The organism is Streptomonospora sediminis, assembly GCF_054778995.1.
Genome location: NZ_BAAGYZ010000031.1, coordinates 12137 through 36285 on the forward strand (window position 1 = coordinate 12137; position 24149 = coordinate 36285).

The following is a 24149-nucleotide window of genomic DNA, read 5'->3' on the forward strand; positions in this document are numbered from 1 at the left end:
GCGGCATGTCGACTTGGCGGCATACCGCCACCGGCGCGAAGCGGCGCAGAGCCGGGCGGGCGGGCCGGCTCCGCCCACTACGCGGTGTCTCCGCTGCTCATGCGTCGAGGTGCGGCGCCGGGCCCGGGCTCCAGTCGGCCAGGCTCCGCTCAAAGGTGTAGGTCCCGGACTGCACGGTGACGGTGGTTCCGTCCCGGTCGGCCGCCAAGACGCCCTCGGCGGCCCCGGCCGGCCGGCCGTCTTCGCGCACCGCTCCCGAACCCGGCAGCGCAACCGTCGCGGTCACGCCCGGAGGCACGGTGAGTGCCAGCACGAACCGGTCGTCCTCGCGCCGCCACCGGCTGCGCACGGTGCCCCGCACCGACCGGTACTCCGCCTCGGCCCAGCGCAGCGGGCCGGGTCGCGGGGCGATGTACAACCTCCGGTAGCCGGGCGCGGCGGCGGAGATGCCGGCGACGCCCTCGATGAGCCACGCACCGACCGAGCCGAGCGAGTAATGGTTGAACGAGTTCATGCTCGCCGAGGCGAAACCGTCCGCATCCGTCCAGCCGTTCCAGCGTTCCCAAACGGTGGTGGCGCCGCGGTCGATCGTGTAGCCCCACGACGGGTACCCGCGCTGGGCGAGCAGCCGGTGCGCGACATCGGCGTGCCCCGCCGCCGAAAGCACGGGGCACAGCAGCGCGACTCCGAGGAACCCGGTGGTTAGGTGCCAACCGTGCCGTCCGATGTTGGCGACCAGGTGGCCGGCCGCCGCCTCCTGCAGGTGCCCGGGCACAAGGTCCATGCCCAGGGCCAGCGCGTAGCCAGTCTGGGTGTCGCCGGTGACCGTGCCGTCGGAGGCGATGTGGTCGGCGCGGAATGCCTCGGCCAATTCGGTCCGCAACCGCGCGTACTCCGCCGCAGCCTCCGTCTCGCCGAGCACCTCGGCGATCTCGGCCATGAGCGCGGCATCATGCGCCCAGTACGCCGCGGCGACCAGATCGCCCGAGGTCTCCTCGCCGGCGGCGAGCCAGTCTCCGTAGTCGTTGTGCCGCCGGTGCCGCCAGCGCAGGTCCGGGTTGGTGCGCCGGAGGAAACCGAGGTAGCGGTCCATTGCGCTCCAGTGCTCGCGCAGGATCGCGGTGTCGCCATAGACGCGGTACAGCAGCCACGGCAGGATCACTCCACCGTCGGCCCAGGCCGGCGCACCGTCGCGGGTGGTCGGGACCTTGGGCGCCACGTCGGGATAGGCACCTTCGGCCGACTGGGCGTCCTTGACGTCACCGAGCCACCGGGTGAAGAAGGCCGAGGTGTCCATGATCAGCGCCGCGGTGGGCGCGAACACCTGTGCGTCTGCGAGCCAGCCCATCCGCTCGTCGCGCTGCGGGCAGTCGGTGGGCAACCCGACGACATTGCCGCGCATGCCCCGCACGATGTTGCTCCACAGCCGGTTCACCAGCTCGTCCGAGCAGCGGAACCCGCCCGCTGTCGGCATGTCCGTGTGCAGCACGCGGGCGCGGAGGTCGTCCGCGGCCAGTTCGGCGGTCCCGCTGATCTCGGCATAGCGGAACCCGTGCACGGTAAAGCGCGGCTCGTAGACCTCGTCCGGCTTGCCTGCGGCGACGTAGACGTCAGCGGCGTCGGCGGTACGCAGGTTGTCGCGGTACAGCTCGCCGCCGGTGTCGAGCGCCTCGGCGTGCCGCAGGTGGAGCACGGTGCCTGCGGGAGCGCGCACCCGCAGCCGGAGCCGCCCCACCACGTTCTGGCCGAAGTCGACGATGTGCCGATCCCCGCCGACCCGCTCGACCCGCAGGGCCGGGATGTCCTCCACGGCACGCACCGGTTGCGCGCGGTCGGCGACCATCGGCACGTCGCCGTGCGATTCCACCAGTACCGGCAGCCAGTCCGCGGCGCGGAATCCCGGCGCGGACCAGCCGGGCACCTCGCGGCGCGCGTCGTAGGATTCACCGCGCAGCAGGTCGGCGCCCCGCACCGGTCCGTAGGAGCTTCGCCAGTGTTCGTCGCTGCCGACGACCGTGCGGCGGCCGTCGCCGGCGACGAGGTGGAGTTCGCAGCGCAGCCACGGTTGCCGCCCGTACAGGTTGCCCGGCCTGCGCGGATCGCTCCCGACGAAACCGGAGTACCAACCGTCGGCCAGTGTCGCGCCGAACACGTTCGGTCCCGGCGCAACGAGCGCGGTGACGTCAACGGCGTGGTACGGCTGGCGGCGCGTGTAGTCGGTCCATCCGGGGACCAGTTCGGCGTCGTCCACGGCGGTTCCGTTGACCTCCATGGCGGCGAGGCCCCGTGCGGTGATGTAGAGCACCGCCGAGCGCAGGCCGGCCGGTGCGGTGAACTCGCGGCGCAGCATCGGTGCGGGCGGCATGCCGCGCCGGTTGGTCGGCCCGTAGCGGAATGCCGGATCAACGACACCGGGGTCGTGCCGCCGGTCGTGTGCGATCCACGGTGCCGACCACGTGATGCCGGTGCGCCAGGCGGCCGGACCGCTCCACGGACCGGGCGTACCGTGCTCGTCGTACACGCGCACGGCCCAGTGGTAGGTGGTGCCCTGCCCCAAGGGCGGGCCCGCGTAGAGGACCTGGACGTGGTCGGCCGAGGAGACCGTGCCGGAGTCCCACACGGTGCCGCGTTCGGCTGCGAGGTCGGCGGGGTCCAGCGCGACGAGGACCCGGTAGCCGGTCTGGGCGCGGCCCCGGCCTTCACCCTGCAGCGACCAGCGCAACCGGGGCTGCACGGTGGAGGTGTCGATGCAGGGCACGCCGGCGAGATGCTCGCAGCGCAGGTCGATCGCTTGCAACGGGGTCACGGCGCCTCCCCCATGAGTTTCCTGATTCGTCGGGATGCGAAGAAGAGCGCCACTCCGGCGAGCACGAGCAGCAGCCCCTGTGAGGCGAAGTATGCCGGGGTGCTCAGCACATGCTGCAGTTTGACGACCTGCCCCTGGATGGCGCCGCCGGTGGCCGTGGACAGGTACCACAAGCCGATGGTCTGGGTCGCGAACCGGGCCGGTGCGAGCTTGCTGGAGGCACTCAGCCCAACGGGGCCGAGGTGGGTCTCCGCGACACCTTGGAGGAAGAAGAATCCGACGATCCACCACACGACCGCCTGGTTGCCACCGGTCGCAGTGGTCGCGGCGAGACCGAGAAGCACAAAGGATCCGCCGATGAACGTCAGGCTGATCCCGAACTTAGCGGGGGTTCCCGGCTGGCGCCTGCCCATCTTGGCCCAGATCAGCACGAACGCACTGCCCAGTGTGATCATGAATGCGGCGTGTGCGGACTGGAAGAACCCGACCGGGATCTCCCAGCCGAACATCGACCGGTCGGTGCTGTCCCTGATGAACAGGCTGACCGTTGAGCCGGCCTGGTCGTAGACGAGCCAGAACAGGGCGGCGGCAACGAAGAACCAGACAAAGGCCCACAGCCGGGACTTTTCTGTGGGGGTCACCTCTGGGGTACGGAACATCGCCATGAAGTAAACGATCGGCACGACGATCCCGACGATGCTCATGATGTTGATCAACTGGGTGAGGCTGAACCAGCCGAGTGCGACGTCGACCACGAGCAGCACGACTGCGGCGCCGCCCCAGAACAGCAGTTTGCGGGCGACCGTGCGCCGCTCCGGGAGAGTGGCGGGCTGCGGCGCGGCCTTGCCCACGTTGCCGAACTTCTTGCGGCCCGCGGCATAGACGGCAAGACCGAACAGCATGCCGATCCCGGCCGCCGCAAAGGCCACGTGCCAGTTGAAGTAGGCGGCGAGCGCGCCGGTGACGAACGGCGCGGTGAACCCGCCGATCTGGATGGACAGGTAGTACAGCGTGAACCCGGGATCGCGGCGCGGGTCGCCGGGTGCGTACAGGCCGCCCAAAATGGTGGGCACGCCGGCCTTGAGCATGCCGGTGCCGACGGCGATCAGCACGAGCGCGGCGTAGGAAGTGGGCACCGCCGGAATGGTGAGCACGAGATGGCCTGCGGCGATCGTGCAACCGCCGACGAACACGGCACGCTGCGAACCCCACAGCCGGTCGGCGATCCAGCCGCCCGGCAGCGAGAGCATGTAGACCATCGAGTTGTAGACGGCGTAGAGGCTGGCCGCCATGACGGCGCCGAGGCCGAGGCCGCCTTCCGCGACCGGCGCGGCCATGAACAGCACGAGGATCGCGCGCATCCCGGCAAAGCTGAACCGCTCCCATAATTCGGTGAAGAAGAGCGTGCCGAACCCAGGGGGTTGGCGGAGCTGCGCGGCGGTGGATCCCGACCGCGAATCAGCAGCTTTGACCTGCACGGTTCCTCCATAGCGACGATGTGCGCCCTGCGCGCTCCCCGGGCCCGGGATCTTGGTGAGACTCAGAGCACTATGACTTGGTTGACAGTTAACCGTCAACGGTTGTTGTTAACCGTTAACCAAGTTAGGCTCGAGTGAGCCATCGGGCGCCGGCGCCCACCAGATGCCGACCTTGCGAGGAACCACACGATGATGGTCAGCCCGGTTAGCCATTCACCTCTGGGCGAGCAGCTGCTCACTCAGCTCAGGGCGCTCATAGTCCGGGGCGAGCTGTCCGCGGGAACACACCTCGTCGAAGGCTGGGTGGCCGACAACTTCGGCGTAAGCCGCGGTCCGGTGCGCGACGCCCTGCGCCAGTTGGAACTGGAGGGCCTGGTCGAGACGCAGCGGCGCGGCGTGTCCGTGCGCGGGCTCACCGACGCCGACCTAATCGAGCTGTACTCCCTGCGCGACGCCCTCGAAGGACTCGCCATCCGCACCCTGCGCAGCCGCACCTCGGTCGACTGGACCCCGGTCGAACAGCCGCTCGCCCGGATGCGCAACGCCGCCGAAACCGCCGAACCCGCCCGGTTCGCCGCCGCCGACCTCGACTTCCACAGCGCCTTCTACGACCTCGCCGGAAACCGCAGGCTCGCCGCCACCTGGGCGACCCACCGGCCAATCTTCGCCGCGATGCTCGATGTCACCAACACCCGCGACCGCGACCTGCGGCCGGTCGCCGAGGACCACGCCGAACTGGCCGCGACGATCAAGGACGGCACAGAGCAGGACGCCCTCGCCCGGCTCACCGAGCACCTCGACGGATCGCGCGACCGGATGCGTGCCTCACTCGCCGAGCTGATCGAAGGCACCTCGTCTTGACGGACCGCCGCACTCCGCACAGAGAGCAGGAGATGTCCGACCATTCCCCGCAGCGCGCCGAGATCCTCGCCGCGGTCCCCACCCTGTTCGACGAACACGGCGCCGTCGACCCGGCGGCCAACGGCCGGCTCTACAACGCGCTCGGTGCGCGTGTCGACGGCGTGTTCGTCGCCGGGACCACCGGCGAGTTCCCTGCGCTCGACCACGCCGAACGCGTCGATCTCATCCGCACGGCCGTCGAGACAGCGGGCGCCGACCGCGTCGTCGCCCACGTCGGCGCGGCGAGCACCCGCGAATCCGTCCGCCTCGCCGAGGCCGTACTCGCGCTGGGTGTGCGGCGGCTGGCCGCGCTGACGCCCTACTACCTGCCCGCCGACCTCTGCGCCGTGGAACGGCACTTCGCCGCCATCACCGCGGCTGCGGCAGCCGCCGGAGCCGAGGTGTACGGCTACCTGTTTCCCGAGCGCACCGGGGTTGCCGTCGAACCCGCCGACTATGCGGGGCTCGCCGAGAGCACCGGCCTCGCCGGCGCGAAGCTGAGCGGCGCCGCCGCCGCACGGTTCGCCGAATATCGCGCCGCCCTGCCCGCTGGGGCGAGCGTGTGGTCCGGATCCGATACCGCGCTCGCCGCCGTCGTCCGCGCGGGGGGCACCGGGGTCGTGTCCGGTATGTCCGCCGCCTTCCCCGAACCGTTCGCCGCACTCGCCGACGCCGCCGCGGCAGGCGCCGCCGCGGCCGAACGCTGCGCGCAGGCACGCGTCGACGCGGTCCTCGCCGCACTCGGCGGCACACCGCAAGGCATCAAGAACGCCCTGCGGCAGCAGGGGATCGGCACGGACACCATGCGCATGCCCACGCCCCTGGTCTCCGGGGAATCCGAAGCCGCCATCGCCGGCCTCATCACCGCGGAGCAGGCGGCAAGCTGAGGGATGGCGGGGGCGGATCCTGACGCCCCTGGCCCGCCGCAGGAAACGACCGGCGCCGGCCGACACCGCCGGGACCGCTCCCGCGTCCGTGCCGGGATGATGCCGCACACGGATCACACCGGCGTCCACCTCACCGCCCAAGCGCAGCAGGAGCGACCGACCGCATGACCACCGACACCGACCGATTCGTCGTCATCACCGGCGGCCCCGGATCGGGCAAGAGCACGCTGATCGAGCACCTCGCCGCGATGGGGTTCCCATCCCTGCCCGAAGCGGGCCGCGCCGTCATCCGCGACCAGACCGCCATCGGGGGAAACGCGCTGCCATGGACCGACCCGGACCTGTTCGCCGAGCTGATGCTCGGCTGGGAGATGCGGTCGCACCGGCTCGCGTCCCGGTTCAGCGGTGCGGTGCTCTTCGACCGGGGCGTTGTAGACGTGGCCGGCTACCTCCGTGTGGAGGGGCGCCCCGTTCCCGGCCACGTCGACGCGGCGGCGCGGCGGTTCCGCTATCACCGCACCGTCTTCATCGCTCCACCGTGGCCGGAGATCTACCGCCGCGACACCGAACGCCGGCAGTCCCTCGGTGAGGCCGAACGCACCCACGCGGCAATGGTCGGCGTCTACACCGAGTACGGCTACAACCTGGTCGAACTCCCCCGCGCGCCGGCCGCGGACCGGGCCGGGTTCGTTGCGGAGCACATCAGCGGATGAACTGCGGCGCTGCGCCGCCGCGGACCGCTGTGACCGAATCCGACGCGCTACGCCATGGCGCCCGCAGCTATCGCGAATACGCTATGCCCCAAGACGGGAAGGGGTTCGAACGTATGCGTCAAGGCATGGTGGCGACCGCCGTGGTCGCCGTGGCAGTGGGTGCGGCCATCACCGGCTGCACCGCGGAACAACGTCAGAACCTCTTCGGCGAAGTTGCCGCCGAAGGGCTGCGGGTGGCGGCCGAGGACGCCTTCGCCTCCGCGGGATTCCCCATCGAGGGGCAATTGGACTGCGCGGTCGAGGAAGGCGACCAGGCCAAGATCAATGCCGACTGCAGCGGCACAACGCAGCAGGGCGCCGATGTCGCCTTCAACGGCTCCTACGACACCGGCGACACCGACTTCACCGACGGGGTCGACGGCTCATTCACCGGCAAGGTCAACGACAAGGTCGTGTTCAGCACCGAGTGCTTGGGCTGCGGCGGATAGCAGCCGACCGGGCACTGCGGCTATGCGGCGGTGCGCGCAGCCCGACCACAGGGGCCTCTCCCACCCCCGGGAGGGGCCCTTCTGCTGTACGCGGGCCGGCGCCGGTGGGGCGGCCGCTCAAGGGACGCGGTCAGGGTTGTCGGGGATGGTGGTCGGCGAGGCCCTGCGTACCCAGGACCGCGAGCAGTTCGAGCTGCTCACCCGCTGCGGTACCGACCGCGGGTGTGAACCACAGCAGCCGCTGGAGACCGTCCTCGCTGGCCAGGTTGAGGCAGTTGACCTCGACGATCCCCAACTCGGCGTGGACGATGCGCTTGCGGTCGTTGCGGCGGACGGCGACGTCGTGCCGGTCCCACAGGCCGGCGAACTCCGGGCTGCGGCTCTGCAGCTCGGCCACCAGCCGGGCGGCCTCCCTGTCGCGGCCGCCCCGGCGGGCCGCGGCGGCGCGCAGGTCGGCGACGAACACCTGCGACTGCTGCGCATGGTCCTCGGCCGGGTAGAGCGAGCGCGCCGCCGGGTCGGTGAACCACCGGTAGACGAAGCTCGCCTCCAGACCGACCGGTTCCCTGGCCGCTCCGAGCAGTGCGACGGCAAGCTCGTTCTGCACGAGCGTGACGTGCAGGTCGGTGATGACCTGGGCGGGCGTCCCGGTAAGCCGGTCGAGGAGGTCGAGCATGCCCGGGTGGACATGCGACGCCGGACCGCCCTCGGACGGAACCGGCCGCCCGGCCAAGTGGTACAGGTGGTTGCGCTCGTCCCGGCTCAGCCGGAGCGCGCGGGCCAGCGCGGCCACCATCTGCTCGGAGGGCTGCGCGCCGCTGCTGCGCTCCAGCTCCGTGTAGTACTCCACGGACGCCCCCGCCAGCCGCGCCACCTCGTCGCGGCGCAGTCCCGGGACCCGGCGGCGCGCGCTGGTCGGCAGACCGACGTCGCGGGGACGGATCCGGTCGCGCCGCGACTTCAGGAACGCACCCAGTTCGGCAAGGTTCATGGTTCCAGTGTGGGCTCTCGCGACCGGCGCAGCCAGGGGTCGTCATCCCCCGGGTAACGGGCCACTGGTTGCGTCCTGCCGACCCAGGCAGGCTCATGGTGCAACCGCAGGAACGGAGCAACACCATGACCGAAACAGCACCCAGGGTCGCCGTCGTTACCGGCGCTTCGCGCGGCATCGGCCGTGCGCTCGCAACCCGCCTCGCCGCCGACGGTTTCGCCGTCGTTGTCGGCTACGCGGCCCGCAAGGACCACGCCGAGGAGGTGGTCCGGACGGTGCAGGATGCCGGCGGGCAGGCGACCGCGGTCCAGGGCGACGTCGCAGACGAGACAGATGTCGCGGCGCTCTTCGATGCCGCCGAGAACCGGTTCGGCGGTGTGGACGCCGTCGTGCACTCCGCCGGCAAGCTGGCCCTGTCGGACGTGGCCGACCTGGACCTCGACGTCCTGGACGACCTGCACCGCACCAACATCCGCGGCACGTTCGTCGTCGCCCGGCAGGCCGCGCGGCGGCTTCGCAGCGGCGGTGCACTCGTCACCCTCTCGACCTCGCAGGTCGGCCTCGCCTTCCCGCGCTACGGCCCCTACGCCGCGAGCAAGGGCGCGGTCGAGACGCTGACGCCGGTCCTGGCGCGCGAGCTGCGCGGCCGGGACATCACCGTCAATTCCATCGCTCCCGGTCCGACCGCGACCGAGCTGTTCCTGGAGGGCAAGGACGAGGAGACCATCGCGAACCTCGCCAAGCAAGCGCCGCTGGAACGGCTGGGCACCCCTGAGGACATCGCCGATGTCGCCGCATTCCTCACCGGTCCGCACGGCCGCTGGGTCAACGGCCAGGTTGTGCGGGCCAACGGCGGCATCATCTGACGCCGCAGGCCGCAGGCCGGGGACCAACGGCCGAGGGCCGAACAGAGGACCGGCGCCGCGAATACGCGGCGGCGGGCGCAAACCCATCAGCAGAAGGAGACCAGAACATGCCCTACGCGAACTTCAAGGTGCCCGCCGGCTCCCTGAACGCCGAGCAGAAAGAGCGCATCGTCCACCGCACCACCGACCTGTACGCCGAGCTCTACGGCGACAGGGTGCGCCCCAACACCATGGTTCTCGTCGAGGAGGTCGCCGACGGCGGCTGGGGGATCGGCGACAACGTCCTCACCCTCGACATGATCCAGAACGATGGCTGACCACTGATCCGCCTCCGGATTCGGCCGCCTCCCGCACCGCGCCACCCGAGCGCCACCGCGGGAGGCCGGCCGCCGCGGGAGGCGGCCGCCGCGCCGGGGGAGGGCCGGGGTACCGGCCGCGCGGCCGTAGCCGTTTCGGCTCTTTGCGGCCTTGCCGATGTGCCGACCTGCCGACCTGCCGCCATGTCGATACGTCGGCACATCGGCACTCGCAACGCGGGCCTCGGCGGCTCTGGAAGCCGCCCGCAGCACGGGCCTACTCTGTGCGGAGTCGAGGGCCACCGCGCGGCCCGCGCGGGCCGGCCCCGGGTCAGTGGGGCACCGCCGCGGCGGACCCGTGTTGGGCGCGGCCCGCCGCCGGCCGGGGACTCTCCGCCACCGTTTGCGAACGAATCAGGGGACAAACATGGGCGACACCATCCTTTCGCTCGGATTGCACCCGAGCGCGATCGATTTCAGCCGCCATCCGCACGTCACCGAGGAGTTGTTGCAGGCCAAGATCGCCGAGGGGGAGGAGGCGCTGAGCGAAGCCGGGTTCGACGTCGTCACGTGCCAGATCCGCACCGATCCCGACGAGGCCGAGAAGGCCATCCGCGAATGCGTGGCGGCCCACCGGTTCCAGGTCGTCATGATCGGCGCGGGGCTGCGGATGGCCGAGGAGCACACCCTGCTCTTCGAGCAAGTGGTGAACTTGCTGAACGAGCTGGTTCCCGGCATCGTCTACTGCTTCAACACCGCTCCCGAGAACACCGTAGACGCGCTGCGCCGCTGGGCGCGGCCCGCCCGCTGAGCGTCCCGGACTTCCTCAGCCCGCGCTATAAAAGACACTTTCGCCCAAGGATCAGGCCACGCCGCCGAGGGCGCGTAACGGCCAGGCGGCCGAACGGCCTCACTCGCGACGAGCGCCGTCCGACCTGATCCCGATCCGTGTCATGCCATCTCCTTCGAGGTCGAGGGGTCGGCCGGCAGGGTATTGGACAGCTCCTCGCGTACCTCGGCCGCAGCGGGCTCACGGTGGAAGCCGGCGGACTCACGATGCCAGTCGCGCAGGCGTCGGTGTACCCGTCCCGAGCCAAGGTCGCGTTCAATGCCGACGGCCTGGTTGACGACGCGCGCGGCTTCCTCGGGCTCGCCGAGAACGAGGTAGGTTCGCCCCAGCTCGTGGTCAGACGGGCTGGCCCATGGGCCGGACGGTCAGGGTGTTGAGGTCGACCCCCGCCGGTTGGTCGAGGGCGAAGCAGACGGCCTCGGCGATGGGCTGGGGAGACAGGGCGAAGGGGGGAACGCCGGCGCCTTGCCAGAACGGGGTATCGATCATGCCGGGATTGACGAGGGTGACACCGATGCCGCGGGTCGTGGCGTCCAGGCGCAGGTTCTCGGCGAGCCCGGTGGTAGCCCACTTGGTCGCCGAGTAGAGGTTGCCGGGAGAGTTCTTCAGCCCGGCGACGCTCCCGATGAGCACCAGCCGTCCGCCGGTGGCCTCAAGGTGGGGCAGGGCGGCATGGGCCAGTAGGGCGGGGCCGAGGACGTTGGTAAGAACCATCGGCGCCCACGACGTCGGGTCGCCGGCCCCGATGGAGCCACCGGACATGAATCCTGCGTTGGCCACCGCCGCGTCAAGGGCGCCGAAATGCTCCACGGTGCGGGTCACGACCGACTCGGTGGCCTGCCAGTCCGCAGCGTCCGCTACAAGGCCCAGCAGCCGGTCGCCGGGGTGGCCGGCCTCGTCGAGGAAGGTCTTCAGTTTGCGCTCGTCGCGGCCGGTGACCGCCACACGGTGTCCGCGGTCGAGGAGCAACCGCGCGGAGTGGGCGCCGATACCGCTGGTCGCGCCGGTGATCAGTACGGTTTTGCCGGCCATGGTCAGACTCCTAAAGGTGCGGATTAGGGGGCGGCGAACGGCGGCCCGCGATGAAGGAGTGCCGTTCACGTTCGCCGATCTCATGGAACCGGTGCCGTCAGAGGCGGACAAGGTCGCGTTTATGGGGGGTATAAACACAACCTTGCTATCGGCGGGGCCCTGGGTAATCTGGACGAATGGAACCCCCGCCCGAGGGCCGCGCCGGTGATCCCACCGACAACCGCTCGGACATCCGCGGCTTCCTTGCGAGCCGACGTGCCAGGCTCGCCCCAGAGCGGGTCGGGCTGCCCACCGGCCGGCGCCGACGGGTTCCCGGACTACGGCGCGAGGAGGTCGCGGCCCTCGCCGGCGTGAGCACCGAGTGGTACACGCGCCTGGAGAAAGGCCACATCGGCGGTGTCTCCCAGGAGGTACTGGAAGCGGTCGCGCAGGCGTTGCTCCTCAACGAGGACGAACGCGCCTACCTGCTCGTGCTGGCCAGAGCGGCCCGCCCCGCCCACCGCATGTCGCACCGCCGCAAGGACGCCAGGATCCCGCCTCCCGTCCAGTGGATGGTGGACTCCATGACCATGGCTCCCGCGTTCGTGCGCAACGGCCGCTTGGACCTCGTCGCGAGCAATGCACTGTGCCGGGCCCTGTACGCACCGATGTTCGACAGCGGCACCACCGGCGACCGGGGCTACGCGAACTTCCCCCGTTACTTCTTCCTCGACCCCGGCTCCGTCGACTTCTTCGCCGACTGGGAGGAAGGCGCGAGGGCCACGGTCGCAGTGCTCCGCGCCGAAGCCGGACGTGAACCCAACGACCGGGCGCTGCGTGAGCTCATCGGCGAACTGTCCGCACTCAGCCCCGACTTCCGGACCATGTGGGCCAGTCACGACGTCCGAATCCGCCACGAAGGCGTCAAGCAGCTGGTCCATCCCGAAGTCGGCCGCCTGGAGATGACCTTCCGCTCCCTGGACCTGCCCCTGCCTCAACGGGCCGTACACGACCTAGTCATCTACACGGCCGAGCCGGGCACCCCCTCGGAGGACCGCCTCAAACTCCTTGCCGCTTCGGACGGCACCGCAGCCCCCACCCGCGGAATCTCCGCAGCACCCCGCTGACCTCGCGCGTTCATGAGGTAGCCGCCCACGGCCGCCACATCGCCGTTCCGGACCGCCCGTGAAGGCCGGGGGTGTAGCCCGCCTACTTGCCGGAGCATGGAAATCCCCGGGCACAGCCGGATCCCGGTCTCCATGGGGATTTAGCCCCACAGCGACGAAGCGACACAGCGGGAAGAACCCGGCCGGCCGGCTTAGCGGATATCGCTCTCCGGTGAGATGGGGAACGACCGCACCGAGGACGAAATAAGGCCCCTGCCGGTGATCCGGCAGGGGCCTTATTGCAGCTCATCTATGTGGGCGTACGTGGACTTGAACCACGGGCCTCATCCTTATCAGGGATGCGCTCTAACCGACTGAGCTATACGCCCTCGTTCCGGCTGGAACTCTACCGCACTTGGTTTAGCAGGGCGAACCCGACCGATGCGGTCGCAACGAAGACCGCGTCCGGCTTGGCGGGCGCCGTCTTCTGGTTCAAGTTTAGCGCCCTGTGGGGGATGCTCGTGACTGCGGGCGAGGGCGGAACGGGGATTACTCGGACTCGGAGAGGGTGACGTCGATGCCGCCGACCAGGTCGGCCGCGATGTTGTAGAGCATGGCGCCGATGGTCGACAGCGAGGTGATCAGGATGATGTTCAGCGCGCCGAGGAGGGCGGTGTAGCCCAGGACACGGCCCGGTGCGAACCACTGTTCGGGGCGGAGGTTGAGCTCGTCCTCGCCCTGGCCGCCGTCGGTGAGGGAGGTGATGAGGTCGGTGACCGCCTCGAAGACGCCCAGGCCGGAAAGGATGGCGTAGAGCACCACCACGGCGACGAACAGGATGATGAAGCAGACCAGCGAGATGACGAAGCTGAACCGCATCACCGACCACGGCTCCACGCGGCGCACGGAGAGGTGGGCCTTGCGGGTGGACTTGGTGGCTTTGACCGCGGTCGCGGGTCCGTTCGGCGCCATCATGGACACTCCCCTTTGCTCGGCCTTTGCCTTTGCGGGGGACTCGCTCGCCGTGCCGGAGGCGCTACCGGAGTTGCCACCGGACCCAGTGGACGTCGACGGGCCGCTTGCGCTGCTCGACGTGCCTGGCGTACCTGACGTGCTCGACGCCCCATCAGAGCTAGCACTACCCGTTTTCCGAGCCGCGCCGCCGGCCGTGGCGGAGCTTGCGGATCCGGAGGCGGTGGATCCCGCAGCAGCGGATGTGGACGCGGCACCTGTGGAGCCCGTGGCGGACTTCGCGCTGCCGCTGCCGCCGGCGGCGGTCGCCGATCCTGTGGCCGGGGTCGTCGACGCGCTCGATGCCCCGGAGCCGACGGATGCAGCCGATGTGCCGCTCGGCTTGCCCGACGTGCCCGACGTGCTGGACTTGGCGGATGAGCCGGTCCCGCCGGCAGAGCCGGACGCGCTGGGCTTGCTTGCAGAGCCGGCGCTGGAAGCGCTTGCGCCCGGCGTGCTGGAGGCGCTCGAAGCGCTGGAGCTACCCGAGACGCCGGCCGCGGTTCCGGAGCCAGTGCCGGATCCGGTGGGCCTCCCGGTACCGACCGGCTTGGCTCCCTTTTCGTCCTTGCTGCCCTTGCCGCCCTTGCTGTCCGTGCCGTTCTGCTCGCTCTTGCCGCTCTTGCCGCCCTGAGCGCCCGTGGCGCTGCCGGCGGCCGTTGCTGCGGGCGTTGTGCCCTTGGCCGTGCCCGCAGCGCCTCCGCTGCTCCCAGTGCCTCCACCGGCCTCAGCGGGAGCGGCGGATCCGGTGGCGGAGTCGCCGCGGGCGCTGCCGGGCTTGGTCGAATCGGACTTGGCTGAATCGGACTTGGCACCGTCCGATTCGGCACCGTCCGATTTGAATGCGCCGCCACTCTTGGCGGAGTCGGGCTCAACGCCACCGGACTTGGCCGCGGAGGACTTGCCCTCCGAATTCGCCGCCGGTTTCCCCGCCGATCCGGCCGACCCCGGCTTGGACGAGGCCGACTTAGCGGGCTGGGCGGACGTGACGGGCTTGGCGGAATCGAACTCCGCCGAACCGGATTCAGGTGTGTCCGCAGCGGGAGTCTCGGCCTTGGTTTCGGCCGCGGAGCCGGACTTCGCCGCAGCGGCCTTCGACTCGGCGTCGCGGTCCTGCTCCGGTTCGGCCTGCGTGTCCGGCTTGTCCTGCTTGCCGGACTGCTGCCCATCCGGCGTGCCCGCGCCGCTCGCGGCCTGATCCGTCCGATCCGTTTCTGCGGTCGTCGTTTCCGTACTCACAGCGCCGTCCGCCGTGGACTGCTCTTGGTCGGCGGATTTCCGTTGCGTGTTGTCAGACATAGCCACGTTACCGCTGGACTTCCTTGTGACGGTGGAACAGGGTCAAGGGGATTTCGATCCGCGGCCGGGACTCCGTGCCGCTGCCACGGGGGCAAACTCTATGCCCGATTCGTCGGTTGGCCGAAACAGCACGCGGCGGTGACCGATACCCACCGTCCGCGGTGCGTCGCGGTGCTGCCAAGGAGTCTACGTGTGCCGGACGCCACCATGATCGCGTAGCGGGCGGCAGCTCCCCCCGACATCCCCGGCCCCGCCGCGCGATACAGCGCAGCGGGGCCGGGGAGAGCAGCGGGATCACGCCCGCCGATCGGTGATCAGGACTGCGATTCGCCCGATTCGTCGGATTCATCCGAGTCGGCGAAACCACCGGTGCTCTCGGCACCCTCAACACCCGCGGATCCGTCAGCGCCTTCGAAGCCCTCAATGTCCGCGAAGCCGTCCGCCCCGGCGCCGCCGATACCGGACTCGGGCACCGCGGGTTCGCCCTCGACACCCTCGGCGACCGCGGCCACCTCTACCTCGTCTTCGGGCTCGGCGTTGCGGGCGACGGCCACCACGTGGTTGCCCTCGCCGAGGTTCATCAGCCGCACGCCCATGGTGGTGCGGCCGGACCGCTTCACCTGGGCGCAGTGGGTGCGGATGACCCCGCCCATGGAGGTGATCGCGAAGACCTCGTCGTCCTCCGGCGAAACCATCAGCGCGCCCACGAGCTTGCCGCGGGCCTCGACCACCTTGGCGGTCAGCACGCCCTTGCCGCCGCGGTTCTGCACCGGGTACTGGTCGGCAGGGGTGCGCTTGGCGTAGCCGCCTTCGGTCGCGACCAGCACGTCGGCGGGGCCGTCGGACTCGCGGACGACGTCCATGCTCAGCAGGTAGTCGCCCTCAAGGAACCGCATCCCGATGACACCGCTGGTGGCCCTGCCCATCGGCCGCAGGGACTCGTCAGAGGCCGGGAACCGGATCGCCTGGGCGTCGCTGCTGATGAGCAGCAGATCGTCGGTGGCGAACACCAGCCGCGCCGCGATCAGCTCGTCCTCGTCGCGCAGGTTGATGGCGATGATGCCCGCCGAACGCGAGGAATCGAAGTCCTCCAGCCGCGACTTCTTCACCAGCCCCTGCCGGGTGGCCAGCACCAGGTACGGCGCGTCGTCGTAATCGCGCAGCGCCATGACCTGCGCGATCTCTTCGTCAGGCTGGAACTCCATCAGATTGGCGACGTGCTGCCCGCGGGCGTCGCGCGCGGCCTCGGGGAGCTCGTGGGCCTTGGTGCGGTAGACCCGCCCCTTGTTCGTGAAGAACAGGATCCAGTTGTGCGTGGTCGTGACGAAGAAGTGCTGGACGATGTCGTCCTGTTTCAGTTGCGCTCCGCGCACGCCCTTGCCGCCGCGCTTCTGCGCGCGGTAGCTGTCGAGCCGGGTGCGCTTGGCGTAGCCGCCGCGGGTGATCGTGACCACGACGTCCTCTTCGGCGATGAAGTCCTCCATACGCATATCCCCCTCGAAGGGGATGATGTGCGTACGGCGCTCGTCGCCGTACTTCTCGACGATCTCGGAAAGTTCGGCGCCGACGATGGAACGCTGCCGCTCCGGCGAGCCGAGGATGTCGTTGTAGTCGGCGATCTGCGACATGAGCTCGTCGTACTCGGTGGTGAGCTGCCGGCGCTCCAGCGCGGCGAGCTTGCGCAGCTGCATGTCGAGGATCGCGCGCGCCTGGACGTCGTCGATCTCCAGCAGCCCCATGAGCCCGGTCTTGGCCTCGTCGGCCGATGCGCTGCTGCGGATCAGCGCGATGACCTCGTCGATGCGGTCGATCGCACGCAGCAGCGCGCGCAGGATGTGCGCCCGCTCCTCGGCCTTGCGCAGCAGGTAGCGCGTGCGCCGGACGATGACCTCGATCTGGTGCTCGACCCAGAACCTGATGAGCTGGTCGAGCCGCAACGTGCGCGGCACGCCGTCGACCAGGGCCAGCATGTTCGCGCCGAAGGTCTCCTGCAGCTGGGTGTGCTTGTACAGGTTGTTCAGCACGACCTTGGCCACCGCGTCGCGCTTGAGCACGATGACCAGGCGCCGGCCGGTGCGGCCGCTGCTCTCGTCCCTGACGTCGGCGATCCCGGAGATCTTGGCGTCCTTGACCAGCTCGGCGATCTTCAGCGCGAGGTTGTCCGGGTTCACCTGGTAGGGCAGCTCGGTGACGACGAGGGTCTGGCGCCCGCGGACGTCCTCCTCGACCTCGACGACCGCCCGCATGGTGATCGAGCCGCGCCCGGTGCGGTAGGCCTCTTCGATGCCGCGGCGGCCGACGATGAGGCCGTTGGTCGCGAAGTCGGGGCCCTTGATGCGCGCGATCAACTCGTCGAGCAGCGTTTCGTCGGAGGCCTCAGGGTTGGCCAGGAACCACTTGACACCGTCGGCGACCTCGCGCAGGTTGTGCGGCGGGATGTTGGTGGCCATGCCCACCGCGATGCCGGCCGACCCGTTCACCAGCAGGTTCGGGAACCGCGCGGGCAGGACGATGGGTTCCTGGGAACGGCCGTCGTAGTTGGGCCGGAAGTCGACTGTCTCTTTGTCAATATCCCGCAGCATCTCCATGGCCAGTGGCGCGAGCTTGCACTCGGTGTAGCGCATCGCCGCGGCCGGGTCGTTGCCCGGCGAGCCGAAGTTGCCGTTGCCGTCGACGAGCGGCATCCGCATGGACCACGACTGCGCGAGCCGCACCAGAGTGTCGTAGATCGCGCTGTCGCCGTGCGGGTGGTAGTTGCCCATGACGTCGCCGACCACGCGGGCGCACTTGAAGTACCCCCGGTCGGGCCGGTATCCGCCGTCGTACATGGCATAGAGCACCCGCTGGTGCACGGGCTTGAGGCCGTCGCGGACGTCGGGCAGCGCGCGGCCGACGATGACGGACATCGCGTAGTCGAGGTAGCTGCGCTGCATCTCGACCTGGATGTCGACCGGCTCGACGCGCTGGCCCGGGCCTTCGGCCTCTTCAGGAGCTTCCGGTGTGTTCGCATCCGTCACTGGATGTCGGTCCTTTTCTGGTGAGTCGTTCGCTGCCGTCGGGATGTACGCCGGTGTCAGATGTCCAGGAAGCGGACATCCCGGGCGTTGCGCTGGATGAAGGAGCGCCGGGACTCGACGTCCTCACCCATGAGCACACTGAACATCTCGTCGGCCTGTGCCGCGTCGTCGAGGTTCACCTGGAGCAGGACGCGCCCCGCGGGATCCATCGTGGTGTCCCACAGTTCGTTGGCGTTCATCTCGCCGAGGCCCTTGAAGCGCTGCACCAGGTCGCGCGGCCGGGGGTCGCGCTTGCCGGCGGCGATGCCGGCGTTGACCAGCTCGTCGCGTTCGCGGTCGGAGTAGGCGTAGTCGGAGTCCGAACCGCGCTGGTCCCACTTGATCTTGTACAGCGGCGGCTGGGCCAGGTAGACGTATCCCGCCTCGATCAGCGGCTTCATGAACCGGAACAGCAGCGTGAGCAGCAGCGTGCGGATGTGCTGGCCGTCGACATCGGCATCGGCCATCAGGATGATCTTGTGGTACCGCAGCCTGTCGGCGTCGAAGTCGTCGTGGATACCGGTTCCCAGGGCGGTGATGATCGCCTGGACCTCGGCGTTCTTGAGGATCCGGTCGATACGCGACTTCTCGACGTTCAGGATCTTGCCGCGGATCGGCAGGATCGCCTGGTAGTGGGGGTCGCGGCCGCCCTTTGCGGAACCGCCGGCGGAGTCGCCCTCGACGATGTAGACCTCGGATTTCTCCGGATCGGTCGACTGGCAGTCCGACAGCTTGCCCGGCAGGGAGGTGGACTCCAGCAGGGTCTTGCGCCGTGTGAGGTCGCGCGCCTGGCGCGCGGCGATGCGGGCGCGGGCGGCTTGGCTGGCCTTGGTGACGATGTCCTTGGCTTCGCCCGGGTTGCGTTCGAACCAGTCGCGCAGGTTCTCGTGGGCCACCCGCTGCACGAACGACTTGGCCTCGGTGTTGCCGAGCTTGGTCTTGGTCTGCCCCTCGAATTGGGGGTCGGCCAGCTTGACCGAGATGATCGCGGTAAGGCCCTCGCGGATGTCATCGCCGGTGAGGTTGTCGTCCTTCTCCCGCAGCAGGCGCTGCTCGCGCGCGTAGCGGTTGACCACGGAGGTGAGCGCGGTGCGGAACCCCTCTTCGTGCGTGCCGCCCTCGGCCGTGTTGATGGCGTTGGCGAAGGTGTGCACCGACGAGGCGTAGGACTGGTTCCACTGCATGGCGATCTCGGCGGAGATCCCCTCGCCATCCTCTTCAAAGTCGATGATGGTGGCGTGGGCGGGGTCCTTCGACGTGTTGATGTGCGCGACGAAGTCCGAGATGCCGTTCTCGTAGTGGTAAGTGTGTACCTGAGGGGTGTCGCCGGCGAACTCGGGGCGCTCATCGCGGATGGTGATGGACAGTCCCTTGTTCAGGAACGCCATCTCCTGCATCCGCCGCGAGAGAGTCTCGAAGCTGAAAGTGGTGGTTTCGAAGATGGAGTCGTCGGGCCAGAAGGTGGTCTGGGTCCCGGTCTCGGAGGTGTCCTCGTCGCGTGACAGAGGCGCGGTGGGGCGGGCGGTGAGGTAGCTCTGCCGCCATACGCTGCCATCGCGGCAGATCTCGACCTCAAGGCGGGACGACAGCGCGTTGACGACGGTCACGCCGACTCCGTGCAGACCACCCGAAACGGCGTAGGATTTGCCGTCGAACTTGCCACCCGCATGCAGCGTGGTGTGGATGACCTCCACCGCGGGACGTTTCTCGACCGGGTGGATGTCGACGGGCATACCGCGGCCGTTATCGGCCACGCGCACACCGCCGTCGGCCTGCAAGGTCACCTCGATGGCGCTGGCGTGTCCCGCGAGCGCCTCGTCGACCGAGTTGTCCACAACCTCATAAACCAAATGGTGGAGGCCGCGCTCACCGGTCGACCCGATGTACATGCCGGGGCGTTTGCGTACCGCCTCGAGCCCTTCAAGAATCGTGATCGCTGAAGCGTCGTAGGCCAAGTGGAAACACCCTCCTGCTGGGGACGCGTGCCGGTCCGGTGCCCCCGGACGTGGGGAGGGCGACAGGGCTGTAACGCAAGCAGCGCGAATCTGTACCGCCGGTACATGTTTCGCCTGGACATCGCGTTACCGCCCCGGACCCACCGCCCTCTCCTCTTGGGGCGGGCTATACCGGCGGAAGCATCCGAAGATCTGCTCCCATGATACCGCGCGCGTGGCCGGAAAATGGCATTCGCGGCGCTGTGCCGCTCGAGAACGGGTGAACGAACGGGGGCAGGACTCCCTACACACGGACACCCCCGTGAGCAATTCCCCGCGCCGTTCAGCGCCGCTGAGCGATACCCGGTTTCCCAACGGCCGACCAACGCGGAGTGCGCGCGAAGTCACACAGCAGTCAACTCACCCGCCGCGGCCCAGGACCGCGCCCGCGACCGGGCGCTTGGACCTTGATGGAGAGCACCGTCTGGTGCCCGAGTTCCTCATTGAGCCGGCGCAGCAGGTCGCGCACCATCGCCCGCGCGTGGGCCGCCATGGTCGCCGAGTCGGCGGCGATGACCAGCTCGCCCGCCTCATAGGAGACCGGACGCAGATGCTGGGCGTTGTACTCGCCGACGATCTCGTTCCACCGGCCGAACACGCCGCCGATCGCCACCTGCTCCTGCCAGCCGTGCTCGACCAGCCAGGCGCGCACGGCATCGCCGAAGAGCTGCGGCTCGTTGCGCGAGAGCCGCGGGCGCCGGCGTACCCGGCGGGGACGCTGTTCGGGCGCTGCGCCGCGCTCGCGGGCGGCGGCCCTGGCCTGGGCCAGCGCCTGGCGTGCGAGGTCGACGCCGGTTGGCGCCGGGGTGCCGTCGTGGGTGGAAGAGGGGCCGGGGGAGTCCTCACTCACGCTCGACACCCCCTTCGACGACCCGGAACCGGGCGCCTTGCAGTTCCTGGGGGATGTCCTCGGCAACCGCGGCGCTGACCAGCACCTGTTCGGCCTGGCGAACGTGTTCGGCCAGGCGGCGGCGGCGCTCGGTATCGAGTTCGGCGAACACGTCGTCGAGCAGCAGCACCGGGTCGTCGCCGTCGGCCCGCAGCAGCTCGAAGCCCGCCAAGCGCAGCGAAAGCGCATAGGACCAGGATTCGCCCTGGCTGGCGTAGCCCTTGGCGGGCAGCTCGTCCAAGCGCAGGTGGAGATCGTCGCGGTGCGGACCGACGAGGCTGACGCCGCGCTGCAGCTCCTGGACCCGGGCCTCCGCCAGGGCCTCGCGCAGCATCGGCAGCAGCTGTTCGCGGTCAGTGGTCGTATGTTCTTCGGAACCGGCTGCAGAAGAGCGGTACTGCAGCACCGGGGGACCGCCCGCCGTGGTCAGCTCGCTGTACGCCTTGGCGACCAGCGGCTGCAACTCGGCGACCAGCCCCAGGCGCGCGGCCAGCAGGTCGGCCCCCGCGACCGCCAGGTGCTCGTTCCATACTTCCAGCGTGGAGAGGTCGGGTTCGCCGCGCTTGAAGAACTGGGCCGACGCCGACTTGAGCAGGGCGTTGCGCTGCTTGAGGACGCGCTCGTAGTCGGAGCGGACGCCGGCCAGCCGCGGAGCGCGGGCAACGAGCAAGTCGTCCAAGAAACGCCGCCGCTCGCCGGGGTCGCCCTTCACCAGCGCAAGATCCTCGGGGGCGAACAACACCGTGCGCAGGACTCCCAGCACCTCGCGGGGGCGCGTGGCGGGTGCCCGGTTCAACCGGGCCCGGTTGGCCTTGCCCGGGTTGATCTCCAGTTCAACGACGGCCTGCCGGTCGTCCTTGACGATGGCGGCGCGCACGACTGCGCGCTGGGCGCCCTTGCGGACCAGCGGCGAGTCGGTGGCCACCCGGTGGCTGCCCAGCGAAGCGACGTAGCCGATCGCTTCGACGAGATTCGTCTTGCCCTGGCCGTTGGGGCCGACAAAGGTGCTGGTTCCGGGACCGAGCTCCAAATGGACCGACTCGTAGGACCGATAGTCGGCCAGTTGGAGGTGTGAAACGTACATCCGACCTCTCCTGCTACCCGGGGGAACTGCGGCGCCCGCTCGCTGGCGCTGTCCCGCGTTTCACGTGAAACCAGTGCAACGCGGGCCATGAACCGCGGCGATCCGCTACCGAGTGGCGCGCCGCAGTCGTGGCTACCGGGCCTGCCAATCCGGCCGCCCGACTGCGGCGGCGCTGCGGGCCGGCACCGGCGACGGTGCGCGCACACGCGAACGCCCGGGGACGGGTCAGCTGCGCGGGGTCTGCGCGGGGTCGTCGGTGGCCTTGGTCACCGCGTGCCCCCCGAACTGGTTTCGCAGGGCGGCGACCACCTTCATCGCCGGGCTGTCCTCCTGGCGGGAGGCAAAACGCGCGAACAGGGCCGAGGTGATAACCGGCGCCGGCACCGCGTGGTCGACCGCCGCCTGCACGGTCCACCGGCCCTCGCCGGAGTCCTGCGCGTAGCCGCGGATGCCGTCGAGATCGGGGTCTTCGCGCAGCGCGCGCACCAGCAGGTCCAGCAGCCACGAACGCACGACCGTGCCATCGCGCCAGCTGTCGAAGGTGCCGGGGACGTCGTCGACGATGTCGGAGGCGGCCATCAGCTCGTAGCCCTCGGCAAAGGCCTGCATCATGCCGTACTCGATGCCGTTGTGCACCATCTTGACGAAGTGGCCGGCCCCCACGCCGCCCGCGTGCACGTAGCCGCCCTCTTCGGGGGTCAGCGCGGTGAAGACCGGTTCGCCCCGCGCGACATCCTCGGGGGCGCCGCCGACCATGATGCCGTAACCCTCTTGGCGGCCCCAGACGCCACCGCTCACGCCGGCGTCGATGTAGCCGATGCCGCGTTCGCGCAGTTCGTCGGCGCGGCGGCGGTCGTCGACGTAGTGGGAGTTGCCGCCCTCGATGATGAGGTCGCCGGGCTCCAGGTGCTCAGCGAGCTGGTTGATGGTCTGCAGGGTGGGCGCACCGGCGGGAACCATCAGCCAGATGGTGCGCGGGGCCGCAAGCCGCTGCGCGAGTTCGGCCAGGCCGGCCACGTCGCGCAACTCGGGGTCGAAGTCGAATCCGACGACCTCGTGGCCCTTGTCGCGCAGGCGGTCGGCCATATTGCCGCCCATCTTGCCCAGACCGACCATCCCTAGTTGCATGCTCGTATTTCCCCCAATTGAGACCCGTGTCGTCTGTGTGCGCTCCGGTGCGGTCGGGTCGTCAGCCGGACAGCCGGACCGGCATGATCAAGTAGCGGTAATCGGCGGTCGAGTCGTCGTCGGCCGGCTTGCCGGTGATGATCGCCGGCTTGGTGGAAGTGGTGAACTGCAGCCGGGCGACGTCGGAGTCGATCGCCGAGAGGCCGTCCAGCAGGAAGGCCGAGTTGAAGGCGATCTGGACTTCGTCGCCCTCAAGCGAAGCGTCGAGGGCTTCCACAGCCTGTGCTTCGTCGCCGGTGCCGGCTTCAAGGACAAGGCGGCCCTCGCTGAAGGCCAGCCGCAGCGGGGTGTTGCGCTCGGCGACGAGCGAGACGCGCTTGACGGCCTCGATGAACTCGGAGCGCTGGACCTCGGCCACGGAGTTGAACGAATCGGGCAGCAGGGCGCGGTATTTCGGGAACTCGCCGTCGAGCAGCCGGGTGGTCGTGCGGCGGCCGCCGCCCTCGAAGCCGATCATGCCTTCGCCGCTTTCGGCGTTGGCGAGTGCGATGGAGACCTCGGCTCCGCTGGTCAGCGACTTGGCGGTGTCGGCGAGGGTTTTGGCCGGGACCAAGGCGACCGCGGAGACGTCGGGGTTCTCGGGTTTCCAGGTGAGTTCGCGCACCGCCAGCCGGTAGCGGTCGGTGGAGGCCAGCGTGACGGTGTCGCCCTCGATCTCGATGCGCACACCCGTGAGCATCGGGAGAGTGTCATCGCGGCCTGCGGCGACCGCGACCTGGCCGACCGCCGCGGCAAAGGCGTCGCTACCGACCGAGCCGGTCAACTGCGGCATGTCCGGCAGGGACGGGTAGTCCTCGACAGGCAGGGTGAGCAGGGTGAACTTCGCGCTGCCGCAGGAGACCACGACCTTGGCGCCGTCGGTGCTGATCTCGACGGTCTGCGGCGGCAGGTTGCGGGTGATCTCGGCGAGCAGGCGCCCCGAAACCAAGGTGGTCCCCGGTTCTTCGGCGTCGATGTCGACCGACACCTGCGCCGAGACCTCGTAGTCGAAGCTGGAGAGCTTCAGTCGGCTGCCGTCGTCCGCGGTGGCATCCAGCAGCATGCCGGCCAGCACGGGCACCGATGGCCGGGACGGCAGGCTGCGGGCGGTCCAGGCGACGGCGTCGGCCAGTACGTCTCGTTCGACCCGGAACTTCACTATCCGACTCACTTTCCTCGAAACCAGATGGCCCCTGTGAGCGCTGGGGGCGGTGTCGCGGCGGTGGCACCGGACTCGTCATGGGGACGGGTTCACAC

20 protein-coding genes and 1 tRNA gene are annotated in these 24149 nt (G+C 69.7%); 9 read left to right on the top strand and 12 right to left on the bottom strand.

Annotation, left to right across the window (positions count from 1 at the left end):
- Positions 1-97 precede the first annotated feature (97 nt).
- Both ACYVD5_RS08630 and ACYVD5_RS08635 read right to left on the bottom strand, forming a co-directional pair.
- Positions 98-2806: a family 78 glycoside hydrolase catalytic domain gene (locus ACYVD5_RS08630; protein ID WP_461000419.1), complete on the bottom strand. Its 2709-nt coding sequence runs from the start codon at positions 2804-2806 to the stop codon at positions 98-100.
- Positions 2803-4284 (bottom strand): peptide MFS transporter, encoded by a 1482-nt coding sequence (locus tag ACYVD5_RS08635; RefSeq protein WP_461000420.1) that lies wholly within the window; start codon positions 4282-4284, stop codon positions 2803-2805. Before ACYVD5_RS08635 ends, ACYVD5_RS08630 begins: the two co-directional genes overlap by 4 nt.
- A 189-nt stretch (positions 4285-4473) precedes the next feature.
- On the opposite strand from ACYVD5_RS08635, the gene ACYVD5_RS08640 reads away from it, so the two are divergent.
- From ACYVD5_RS08640 to ACYVD5_RS08655, 4 genes are all read left to right on the top strand, one after another.
- Entirely contained in the window at positions 4474-5145 is a 672-nt protein-coding gene (locus tag ACYVD5_RS08640; RefSeq protein ID WP_461000421.1) for a GntR family transcriptional regulator, read from the top strand.
- Between the two features lie 32 nt (positions 5146-5177).
- On the top strand, positions 5178-6071 hold the full coding sequence (locus ACYVD5_RS08645; protein ID WP_461000422.1) for a dihydrodipicolinate synthase family protein: 894 nt from the start codon (positions 5178-5180) through the stop codon (positions 6069-6071).
- Between the two features lie 164 nt (positions 6072-6235).
- Positions 6236-6784, top strand: a complete 549-nt coding sequence (locus tag ACYVD5_RS08650) for an AAA family ATPase (protein WP_461000423.1) — start codon at positions 6236-6238, stop codon at positions 6782-6784.
- A gap of 113 nt (positions 6785-6897) precedes the next feature.
- The gene (locus ACYVD5_RS08655; RefSeq protein ID WP_461000424.1) at positions 6898-7272 is read left to right on the top strand and encodes a hypothetical protein; all 375 of its coding nucleotides are present in this window, start codon (positions 6898-6900) and stop codon (positions 7270-7272) included.
- 130 nt (positions 7273-7402) lie between these two features.
- Here the strand turns inward: ACYVD5_RS08655 and ACYVD5_RS08660 are convergent, their stop codons facing one another.
- Positions 7403-8263 carry a helix-turn-helix transcriptional regulator gene (locus ACYVD5_RS08660; RefSeq protein ID WP_461000425.1) on the bottom strand — a complete coding sequence of 287 codons (861 nt, stop codon included), beginning with the start codon at positions 8261-8263 and terminating at the stop codon, positions 7403-7405.
- A gap of 125 nt (positions 8264-8388) precedes the next feature.
- Between ACYVD5_RS08660 and ACYVD5_RS08665 the strand changes: the two genes are divergently transcribed.
- The 3 genes from ACYVD5_RS08665 (at position 8389) to ACYVD5_RS08675 (ending at position 10236) form a co-directional block, all read left to right on the top strand.
- Positions 8389-9129 carry an SDR family oxidoreductase gene (locus tag ACYVD5_RS08665; RefSeq protein WP_461000426.1) on the top strand — a complete coding sequence of 247 codons (741 nt, stop codon included), beginning with the start codon at positions 8389-8391 and terminating at the stop codon, positions 9127-9129.
- A gap of 107 nt (positions 9130-9236) precedes the next feature.
- Positions 9237-9446, top strand: a complete 210-nt coding sequence (locus ACYVD5_RS08670; RefSeq protein WP_461000427.1) for a tautomerase family protein — start codon at positions 9237-9239, stop codon at positions 9444-9446.
- 406 nt (positions 9447-9852) lie between these two features.
- Entirely contained in the window at positions 9853-10236 is a 384-nt protein-coding gene (locus tag ACYVD5_RS08675) for a hypothetical protein (protein ID WP_461000428.1), read from the top strand.
- 375 nt (positions 10237-10611) lie between these two features.
- Here ACYVD5_RS08675 and ACYVD5_RS08680 read toward each other — a convergent pair whose 3' ends face one another.
- Positions 10612-11307, bottom strand: coding sequence for an SDR family oxidoreductase (locus tag ACYVD5_RS08680; protein ID WP_461000429.1), 696 nt, complete (start codon positions 11305-11307; stop codon positions 10612-10614).
- A 176-nt stretch (positions 11308-11483) separates the two neighbouring features.
- On the opposite strand from ACYVD5_RS08680, the gene ACYVD5_RS08685 reads away from it, so the two are divergent.
- Positions 11484-12413 (top strand): helix-turn-helix transcriptional regulator, encoded by a 930-nt coding sequence (locus tag ACYVD5_RS08685; protein WP_461000430.1) that lies wholly within the window; start codon positions 11484-11486, stop codon positions 12411-12413.
- Positions 12414-12707: 294 nt separating this feature from the next.
- Here the strand turns inward: ACYVD5_RS08685 and ACYVD5_RS08690 are convergent.
- Both ACYVD5_RS08690 and ACYVD5_RS08695 read right to left on the bottom strand, forming a co-directional pair.
- A tRNA-Ile gene (locus ACYVD5_RS08690) sits at positions 12708-12781 on the bottom strand.
- A gap of 160 nt (positions 12782-12941) precedes the next feature.
- Complete coding sequence (locus ACYVD5_RS08695) at positions 12942-13367, bottom strand: DUF3566 domain-containing protein (protein ID WP_461000431.1); 426 nt, start codon at positions 13365-13367, stop codon at positions 12942-12944.
- Between ACYVD5_RS08695 and ACYVD5_RS08700 the strand changes: the two genes are divergently transcribed.
- Entirely contained in the window at positions 13366-14037 is a 672-nt protein-coding gene (locus ACYVD5_RS08700; RefSeq protein ID WP_461000432.1) for a hypothetical protein, read from the top strand. The two genes, ACYVD5_RS08695 and ACYVD5_RS08700, sit on opposite strands and share 2 nt — an antisense overlap.
- Positions 14038-15016: 979 nt before the next feature.
- On the opposite strand, the gene gyrA is transcribed toward ACYVD5_RS08700, so the two are convergent.
- From gyrA to dnaN, 6 genes are all read right to left on the bottom strand, one after another.
- Positions 15017-17719 (bottom strand): DNA gyrase subunit A, encoded by a 2703-nt coding sequence (gene gyrA, locus ACYVD5_RS08705; protein ID WP_461000433.1) that lies wholly within the window; start codon positions 17717-17719, stop codon positions 15017-15019.
- A 56-nt stretch (positions 17720-17775) separates the two neighbouring features.
- Complete coding sequence (gene gyrB / locus ACYVD5_RS08710) at positions 17776-19713, bottom strand: DNA topoisomerase (ATP-hydrolyzing) subunit B (RefSeq protein ID WP_461000434.1); 1938 nt, start codon at positions 19711-19713, stop codon at positions 17776-17778.
- Positions 19714-20107: 394 nt separating this feature from the next.
- The gene (locus ACYVD5_RS08715; protein ID WP_461000435.1) at positions 20108-20602 is read right to left on the bottom strand and encodes a DciA family protein; all 495 of its coding nucleotides are present in this window, start codon (positions 20600-20602) and stop codon (positions 20108-20110) included.
- Positions 20595-21725, bottom strand: a complete 1131-nt coding sequence (recF, locus tag ACYVD5_RS08720; RefSeq protein ID WP_461000436.1) for a DNA replication/repair protein RecF — start codon at positions 21723-21725, stop codon at positions 20595-20597. Before recF ends, ACYVD5_RS08715 begins: the two co-directional genes overlap by 8 nt.
- A gap of 225 nt (positions 21726-21950) precedes the next feature.
- Positions 21951-22853, bottom strand: a complete 903-nt coding sequence (gene gnd, locus ACYVD5_RS08725; RefSeq protein WP_461000437.1) for a phosphogluconate dehydrogenase (NAD(+)-dependent, decarboxylating) — start codon at positions 22851-22853, stop codon at positions 21951-21953.
- 61 nt (positions 22854-22914) lie between these two features.
- A complete protein-coding gene (gene dnaN / locus ACYVD5_RS08730) occupies positions 22915-24051 on the bottom strand; it encodes a DNA polymerase III subunit beta (RefSeq protein WP_461000438.1) in 1137 nt (378 codons plus the stop codon).
- Positions 24052-24149 lie beyond the last annotated feature (98 nt).

What these genes read in the sequence shown, in the direction of transcription:
- ACYVD5_RS08700 (WP_461000432.1), top strand. Translation starts at nt 13,366, where the DNA reads ATGGACACTCCCCTTTGCTCGGCCTTTGCCTTTGCGGGGGACTCGCTC.
- ACYVD5_RS08650 (WP_461000423.1), top strand. Translation starts at nt 6,236, where the DNA reads ATGACCACCGACACCGACCGATTCGTCGTCATCACCGGCGGCCCCGGA.
- ACYVD5_RS08675 (WP_461000428.1), top strand. Translation starts at nt 9,853, where the DNA reads ATGGGCGACACCATCCTTTCGCTCGGATTGCACCCGAGCGCGATCGAT.
- ACYVD5_RS08640 (WP_461000421.1), top strand. Translation starts at nt 4,474, where the DNA reads ATGATGGTCAGCCCGGTTAGCCATTCACCTCTGGGCGAGCAGCTGCTC.
- ACYVD5_RS08645 (WP_461000422.1), top strand. Translation starts at nt 5,178, where the DNA reads ATGTCCGACCATTCCCCGCAGCGCGCCGAGATCCTCGCCGCGGTCCCC.
- ACYVD5_RS08655 (WP_461000424.1), top strand. Translation starts at nt 6,898, where the DNA reads ATGCGTCAAGGCATGGTGGCGACCGCCGTGGTCGCCGTGGCAGTGGGT.
- recF (WP_461000436.1), bottom strand. Translation starts at nt 21,725, where the DNA reads ATGTACGTTTCACACCTCCAACTGGCCGACTATCGGTCCTACGAGTCG.
- ACYVD5_RS08695 (WP_461000431.1), bottom strand. Translation starts at nt 13,367, where the DNA reads ATGATGGCGCCGAACGGACCCGCGACCGCGGTCAAAGCCACCAAGTCC.
- ACYVD5_RS08665 (WP_461000426.1), top strand. Translation starts at nt 8,389, where the DNA reads ATGACCGAAACAGCACCCAGGGTCGCCGTCGTTACCGGCGCTTCGCGC.
- gnd (WP_461000437.1), bottom strand. Translation starts at nt 22,853, where the DNA reads ATGCAACTAGGGATGGTCGGTCTGGGCAAGATGGGCGGCAATATGGCC.
- ACYVD5_RS08660 (WP_461000425.1), bottom strand. Translation starts at nt 8,263, where the DNA reads ATGAACCTTGCCGAACTGGGTGCGTTCCTGAAGTCGCGGCGCGACCGG.
- ACYVD5_RS08670 (WP_461000427.1), top strand. Translation starts at nt 9,237, where the DNA reads ATGCCCTACGCGAACTTCAAGGTGCCCGCCGGCTCCCTGAACGCCGAG.
- ACYVD5_RS08685 (WP_461000430.1), top strand. Translation starts at nt 11,484, where the DNA reads ATGGAACCCCCGCCCGAGGGCCGCGCCGGTGATCCCACCGACAACCGC.
- ACYVD5_RS08680 (WP_461000429.1), bottom strand. Translation starts at nt 11,307, where the DNA reads ATGGCCGGCAAAACCGTACTGATCACCGGCGCGACCAGCGGTATCGGC.